Annotated in this window: 5 protein-coding genes and 1 pseudogene; 3 read left to right on the forward strand and 3 right to left on the reverse strand. The window is 70.6% G+C overall.

Annotated features, from left to right (window positions below):
* Nucleotides 1–141: 141 nt before the first annotated feature.
* Entirely contained in the window at nt 142–594 is a 453-nt protein-coding gene (locus ACFV6D_RS38375; protein WP_380493065.1) for a GNAT family N-acetyltransferase, read from the reverse strand.
* Nucleotides 595–684: 90 nt separating this feature from the next.
* Nucleotides 685–1476, reverse strand: coding sequence for a VOC family protein (locus ACFV6D_RS38380; RefSeq protein ID WP_380563348.1), 792 nt, complete (start codon nt 1474–1476; stop codon nt 685–687).
* A 221-nt stretch (nt 1477–1697) separates the two neighbouring features.
* On the opposite strand from ACFV6D_RS38380, the gene ACFV6D_RS38385 reads away from it, so the two are divergent.
* From ACFV6D_RS38385 to ACFV6D_RS38395, 3 genes are all read left to right on the forward strand, one after another.
* Nucleotides 1698–3932 (forward strand): ATP-dependent RecD-like DNA helicase, encoded by a 2235-nt coding sequence (locus ACFV6D_RS38385; protein ID WP_063349391.1) that lies wholly within the window; start codon nt 1698–1700, stop codon nt 3930–3932.
* 225 nt (nt 3933–4157) lie between these two features.
* Nucleotides 4158–5447, forward strand: a complete 1290-nt coding sequence (locus ACFV6D_RS38390; RefSeq protein ID WP_063349392.1) for a citrate synthase — start codon at nt 4158–4160, stop codon at nt 5445–5447.
* A 536-nt stretch (nt 5448–5983) separates the two neighbouring features.
* Nucleotides 5984–6703: an SDR family NAD(P)-dependent oxidoreductase gene (locus ACFV6D_RS38395; RefSeq protein ID WP_063349393.1), complete on the forward strand. Its 720-nt coding sequence runs from the start codon at nt 5984–5986 to the stop codon at nt 6701–6703.
* Between the two features lie 87 nt (nt 6704–6790).
* Here the strand turns inward: ACFV6D_RS38395 and ACFV6D_RS38400 are convergent.
* A pseudogene (locus tag ACFV6D_RS38400) lies at nt 6791–7096 on the reverse strand (heavy metal translocating P-type ATPase); the annotation flags it as partial.

Genomic DNA, 7096 nt, shown 5'->3' on the forward strand with positions numbered 1-7096 from the left:
GGTACTGCAGGGGGGACCCTGTGGGAGAGTAGGACGCCGCCGAACAATCATTCACAGAGAACCCCCATCCGGGAAACCGGATGGGGGTTCTTTGCGTTTCCGGGGCTTTGGGACTTCAAGGTCTCAGAGCTGGGGAAGGTCTCAGAGCTGGAGTTTGAATCCGATGTGCGACGGGACGAAGCCGAGCTTCTCGTAGAAGCGGTGGGCGTCGGTGCGGGTCGCGTCGGAGGTGAGCTGGACGAGGTCGGCGCCGAGCTCGCGGGAGCGCTCGATCGCCCACTGGATGAGTTCGGTGCCGAGGCCGCTGCCCCGCTCGTCGGCGTGGATTCGGACGGCCTCGATGACGGTCCGGGTGGAGCCCTTCCGGGAGAGGCCGGGGATCACGGTCAGCTGCAGGGTGCCGACGGTCCGGCCGGCGCGCTCGGCGGCGACCAGGTGCTGGTGCGGGTCGCCGTCGACGCGGGCGAAGGCGGCACGGTACGGCGTGAGGTCGTCGGGGCTCTCGCGGGTGGCACCCAGGGCGTCGTCGGCGAGCAGGGCCACTATCGCCGGCAGGTCCTCCGCGGTGGCCCTGCGGATCGTCAGGTCAGTCATGATCAGAGGATAGGCGCGCCCTGTTTCCCGTACCCCCGCCGCCGCTGCCCGTAGAGCCCCCTCAGGCCCCTTCTCGGGGGTGATCTGCCGTCACTCCCCGGGCTTGGCACTGGTGATGACGGCGAAGACGGCGCCGTGCGGGTCGTGGAACTGGGCGAGGCGGCCCACGCCGTGGACGTCCATGGCGGGGATCCGCACGGTGGCCCCGAGCTTGTCGGCGATGGCGAGGCTGGCGTCCACGTTGGGGACCTCGAAGTAGGGGAGCCAGTGCGAGGTGGTGCCGCGGGCGGTCTGTTCGGGGCCGAGTTGCATGATGCCGCCGTGGGCGTCGTCGCTGCCGGCGCCGGCGGGGGTGAGGACGGTGTAGGAGGCGCCTTCGAGCGGCACGTCCTGTTCCTGCCAGCTGAAGACGGTCCGGTAGAAGGTCTTGGCGCGTTCGGCGTCGACGCTGTAGCACTCGGCCCAGCAGAGGCTGCCCTCCTCGTTGACGACCTCCAGGCCGCGGGTGTCGTGCGGCTGCCAGACGGCGAACTCGGCGCCGGTCGGGTCGGTGTAGCCGGCCATCCGGCCCGCGGTGAAGACGTCGAAGGGGGTGAACCGGACGTGCCCGCCGGCCTGTTCGACGAGTTCGGTGGTGCGGTCGGCGTCGAGGGTGGCGAAGTACAGCGTCCAGGCGGGCAGGGAGCCCTCCTCGGCGAGCGGGCCGAGGGCGGCGACCGTCCGGCCGTCGAGCTGGAAGAAGCCGTACCCGCCGGCTTCGGGGCCGGCCGGGTCGAAGGTCCAGCCGAACAGGGCGGTGTAGAAGTCGACGGAGGCCCGGGTGTCGGGACTGCCCAGGTCGAGCCAGTCGGGGGAGCCGGGGCGGAAGGCGGTGTTGAGCATGGGCACTGCTCCTCGGACGGGGCCCGGACGGGCGCGATCGTGCCCCCCTGCCCGTCCCAGCCTGGCACCTCGGCGGGGGCGCTGCACGGCGGGGCGCTGCACGGCAGGGGCCCGGGGGCGCTCCTGCCGTGGGGGCGGTCGGGCGCGGGTGCGGGCTTGTCGTGGCCGGGCGGTACGGTGCGTAACGAAAGGTCCACCCGTACTGGTCGAAGGGGGTCCCGGTGGCCAGGCAGGCGCAGTCGGGGCAGGAGGCGCCGCGCCAGCTCGCGCAGGTCGAGGGCGTGCTGGAGCGGATCACGTACGCCAACGAGGACACCGGTTACACGGTGGCCCGGGTGGACACCGGCCGGGGCGGGAACGACCTGCTGACGGTGGTGGGCGCGCTGCTGGGAGCCCAGGTGGGGGAGTCGCTGCGGCTGCACGGGCGGTGGGGCTCGCATCCGCAGTACGGGCGGCAGTTCACGGTGGAGAACTACACGACGGTGCTGCCGGCGACGGTGCAGGGCATCCAGCGGTACCTGGGTTCGGGGCTGATCAAGGGGATCGGGCCGCGGTTCGCCGAGCGGATCGTGGAGCGCTTCGGGGTGGACACCCTGGAGGTGATCGAGCACGAGCCGGGCCGGCTGATCGAGGTGCCGGGGCTGGGGCCGAAGCGGACGAAGAAGATCGCGGCGGCCTGGGAGGAGCAGAAGGCCATCAAGGAGGTGATGGTCTTCCTCCAGGGGGTCGGGGTGTCGACCTCGCTCGCGGTGCGGATCTACAAGCAGTACGGGGACGCCTCGATCGGGGTGGTGAGGAACGAGCCGTACCGGCTGGCGTCGGACGTGTGGGGGATCGGTTTCCTGACGGCGGACCGGATCGCCCAGGCGGTGGGCATCCCGCACGACAGCCCGGAGCGGGTGAAGGCGGGGCTGCAGTACGCGCTGTCGCAGAGCAGCGACCAGGGGCACTGCTACCTGCCGGAGGAGCGGCTGATCGCGGACGGCGTGAAGCTGCTGCAGGTGGACGTGGGCCTGGTGATCGACTGCCTGGCGGAGCTGGTCGCGGCGGAGGGGGTGGTGCGGGAGTCGGTGCCGGGGGAGGCGGGCGAGGCGATCACCGCGGTGTACCTGGTGCCGTTCCACCGGGCGGAGATCTCGCTGGCCAACCAGCTGCTGCGGTTGCTGCGTTCGGATTCCGACCGGATGCCGTGGTTCGGCGGGGTGGACTGGCCGGTGGCGTTGGAGTGGCTGGCCAAGCGTACCGGGGCCGATCTCGCGCCGGAGCAGGAGCAGGCGGTGCGGCTGGCGCTGACCGAGCGGGTCGCGGTGCTGACGGGTGGTCCGGGCTGCGGCAAGTCGTTCACGGTGAAGTCGATCGTGACGCTGGCGCTGGCCAAGCGGGCGAAGGTGGTGCTGGCGGCGCCGACCGGGCGGGCGGCGAAGCGGCTGGCGGAGCTGACCGGGGCGGAGGCCTCGACGGTGCACCGGCTGCTGGAGCTGAAACCGGGCGGGGACGCCGCGTACGACCGGGACCGGCCGCTGGACGCCGATCTGGTGGTGGTGGACGAGGCCTCGATGCTGGATCTGATCCTGGCGAACAAGCTGGTCAAGGCGGTGCCGCCGGGGGCGCACCTGCTGTTCGTGGGGGACGTGGACCAGCTGCCGTCGGTGGGCGCCGGCGAGGTGCTGCGGGATCTGCTGGCGGAGGGCGGCCCGATCCCGTCGGTGCGGCTGACCAGGATCTTCCGGCAGGCCCAGCAGTCGGGGGTGGTGACGAACGCGCACCGGATCAACGAGGGGCGGCCGCCGCTGACGGACGGTCTGCCGGACTTCTTCCTGTTCGCGGAGGACGACGCGGAGTTGGCGGCCGGTCTGACGGTGGACGTGGTGGCGCGGCGGATCCCGCAGCGGTTCGGCTTCGACCCGCGGCGGGACGTCCAGGTGCTGGCGCCGATGCACCGGGGTCCGGCCGGGGCGGGGAACCTGAACACGCTGCTCCAGGGGGCGGTGACGCCGGCCCGGGAGGGGCTGGCGGAGCGGCGGTTCGGCGGGCGCACGTTCCGGGTGGGGGACAAGGTCACGCAGGTGCGCAACAACTACGACAAGGGGCGCAACGGGGTCTTCAACGGCACAGTGGGAGTGGTGACCGCCCTCAGTGTGGACGACCAGCGGTTGACGGTGCTCACCGACGAGGACGAGGAGGTGCCGTACGACTTCGACGAACTGGACGAGCTGGCCCACGCGTACGCGGTCACGATCCACCGCTCACAGGGGAGCGAGTACCCAGTGGTGGTGATTCCGGTCACCATGTCCGCTTGGACGATGCTCCAGCGAAACCTGCTCTACACCGCTGTGACCAGGGCAAGGAAACTGGTGGTACTGGTGGGGTCACGGAAGGCGATCGCCCAGGCCGTGCGGACCGTCAGTGCAGGTCGACGGCATGCGGCGCTCGATCATCGACTGGCAACTGGATGATTATCCAACAGGATGGTTGCCTCTAATGTTCTCTTGACGTGAAGAGATTTACGGCAGAGCCTAGGGTGGTGCCGATCTTGTCCGGTTCGTACCGGCTGCGGCAGCAGGTTTTGTAGGGGCGGGCCCTTTCGGGCCACCCCGGGTGCGCGGCTGTCCTCCAGATGGGGGATGGTAGAGACAGTCAGGGCACCTTGGAAGAGGATTCATTTCGTCGGTGAGGAAGACGTGAGCGACAACTCGGTAGTACTGCGGTACCAGGACGGCGAGTACGAGTACCCCGTCGTCGAGAGCACTGCGGGCAACGCCGGCTTCGACATCTCGAAGCTGCTCCCGCAGACCGGCCTGGTCACCCTGGACAACGGCTTCGGTAACACCGCCGCGTACAAGTCCGCGATCACCTTCGTGGACGGTGACAACGGCATCCTGCGGTACCGCGGCTACCCGATCGAGCAGCTCGCAGGGCAGGGCGGCTTCATCGAGACCGCGTACCTCCTGATCAACGGTGAGCTGCCCAACGCGGACCAGCTGGCCGAGTTCAACCGCGAGATCACCCAGCACACCCTGCTGCACGAGGACGTCAAGCGCTTCTTCCAGGGCTTCCCGCGGGACGCCCACCCGATGGCCATGCTGTCCTCGGTGGTCGGCGCGCTCTCCACGTTCTACCCGGAGAGCCACAACCCGTTCGACGCCGGCCAGCGCCACCTGTCGACCGTCCGCCTGCTCGCCAAGCTGCCGACGATCGCCGCCTACGCGTACAAGAAGGCGATGGGCCAGCCCTTCGTCTACCCGCGCAACGACCTGAGCTACGTCGAGAACCTCCTGCGGATGACCTTCGCCGTCCCCGCCGAGGACTACGAGCTCAACCCGGTGATCGTCAACGCCCTGGACAAGCTGCTCATCCTGCACGCGGACCACGAGCAGAACTGCTCGACCTCCACCGTGCGCCTGGTCGGCTCCAGCCACGCCAACCTGTTCGCCTCGATCTCGGCGGGCATCTCGGCGCTCTGGGGCCCGCTGCACGGCGGCGCCAACCAGGCCGTGCTGGAGATGCTGGAGAGCATCCAGAAGGACGGCGGCGACGTCGACGCGTTCATCACGAAGGTGAAGAACAAGGAAGCCGGCGTCAAGCTGATGGGCTTCGGCCACCGCGTCTACAAGGCCTTTGACCCGCGCGCCGCGCAGGTCAAGCTGCTCGCGCACGAGGTCCTCGGCCAGCTCGGCAAGAACGACGAGCTGCTGAACATCGCGCTCAAGCTGGAGGAGCACGCCCTCAAGGACGACTTCTTCATCTCGCGCAAGCTCTACCCGAACGTGGACTTCTACACCGGCCTGATCTACCGCGCCATGGGCTTCCCGACCAGCATGTTCACCGTGCTGTTCGCCCTCGGCCGGCTGCCGGGCTGGATCGCCCACTGGCACGAGATGATCAACGACCCGACCAGCCGGATCGGCCGTCCGCGCCAGATCTACACCGGCGTCGAGATCCGCGACTACGTCGCCCTCGGCGACCGCTGACGCTGCACCCGGAAGGGCCCGGTCGCCACTTGGCGGCCGGGCCCTTCCGCGTCCCCGTGCGGTGGGCCCGGGTGGGCGCCCGCGCGGGGGCGGAACCGTACGGCGCACGACTCCGGGGCCGGGCCGAAGCCGGGGACGGCCGCTCAAAGCGTCCCTGACCCGCCGCAACCCCGGCGTCGTGCGCGAAGGCCGTCAAGGTCGACGACCGTCCCGGGGCCCGCCGGAGCCCCGTCGGCGGCAGTCGGTGGAAGCGCGGGGACGCATTGCCGTTCGTCGCGTCCCCGCTCATCGGAAAACTGCCGCACTACCAACCTAAGACGTATCAGGGTGCGAGAAGTTACGCCCGGGGGGTGTGAGCTGCCTCTCGCCACGCTCCGTGTGCACCTCGTGCCGAGCCCATATCACACGTTCCCGCGCGCGCGACGTCACCCTCCCCGCAGTCACGGCAACCGAGCGTGATAGGAATCGTGGCATTCCGGTACGGACCGTCCCGCACCCTCGCAGCGTGGCGGCGGAGCTGGGGAGGGAGTGCGCAGATGGCCAGGAACGTCGTTGTCACCGGCGGTGGCACGGGAATCGGGTACGAAGTCGCGCGGCGGTTCGCCGAGGCGGGCGAACGGGTCGTGATCGTGGGCCGCCGCCGCGCGGTCCTGGAGAAGGCCGCGGCGGACCTCGGGCCGAACGTCACCCCGCTGGTGTGCGATCTCGCCGACCCCGATGCCGTCGAGGCCGCGCTCGCCGAACTGCCGGAGCGGATCGACGTCCTGGTCAACAACGCCGGCAGCCGGGAGACCGTGATCGGCGCCGGGCCGCACGCCCTGCTGGCCCGCTGGCGCGGCGACTTCGAGCGCAACGTGCTGACCGTGGTGCTGCTCACCGAGTCGATCCGGGACCGGCTCACCCCCGGCGCCGGCCGGGTGGTCACCATCAGCTCGATCGCCGCCCTGCGCGGGGCCGGCTCGTTCGGCGCGGCGAAGGCCTCGCTGCACGCCTGGAACCACTTCCTGGCTGCCCAGTTGGGCACCTCCGGGATCACCGCCAACATCGTCGCGCCCGGGACGGTGGCCGGCACCGAGTTCTTCGGCCCCCGGCTGGACGAGGCCGAGGTCTCCCGCCGGGCGGCCCGCACCCTGCTGGGCCGGATCGGGGAGACCGGTGAGGTCGCGGCCGCGGTCTACTTCCTGGCCTCGCCCGAGGCCGGGTTCATCACCGGCGAGATCCTGCACTGCAACGGCGGCGAGCTGCTCGGGCGGTGACGCGTTGACGCGGTGGTGCTTTGGCGCGTTGACGCAGGGAAGGGCCCGGACCTGGCGGTCCGGGCCCTTCCGCGTCGCGCGGGCGGGTCAGGCGGGCTGGAAGCGGCGCAGCCGCAGGCTGTTGGTGACCACGAAGACCGAGGAGAAGGCCATCGCGGCCCCCGCGACCATCGGGTTGAGCATCCCGGCGGCGGCCAGCGGCAGGGCGGCGACGTTGTAGCCGAAGGCCCAGAACAGGTTGCTCTTGATGGTGGCCAGGGTCTTGCGGGAGAGCCGGATGGCGTCGGCCGCCGCCAGCAGGTCGCCGCGGACCAGGGTGAGGTCGCCGGCCTCGATCGCGGCGTCGGTGCCGGTGCCCATGGCCAGGCCCAGGTCGGCCTGGGCGAGGGCGGC

Origin of the sequence: Kitasatospora sp. NPDC059812 (assembly GCF_042732075.1) — a bacterium.
Taxonomy (GTDB): domain Bacteria; phylum Actinomycetota; class Actinomycetes; order Streptomycetales; family Streptomycetaceae; genus Kitasatospora.

What these genes read in the sequence shown, in the direction of transcription:
- ACFV6D_RS38375 (WP_380493065.1), bottom strand. Translation starts at nt 594, where the DNA reads ATGACTGACCTGACGATCCGCAGGGCCACCGCGGAGGACCTGCCGGCG.
- ACFV6D_RS38395 (WP_063349393.1), top strand. Translation starts at nt 5,984, where the DNA reads ATGGCCAGGAACGTCGTTGTCACCGGCGGTGGCACGGGAATCGGGTAC.
- ACFV6D_RS38380 (WP_380563348.1), bottom strand. Translation starts at nt 1,476, where the DNA reads ATGCTCAACACCGCCTTCCGCCCCGGCTCCCCCGACTGGCTCGACCTG.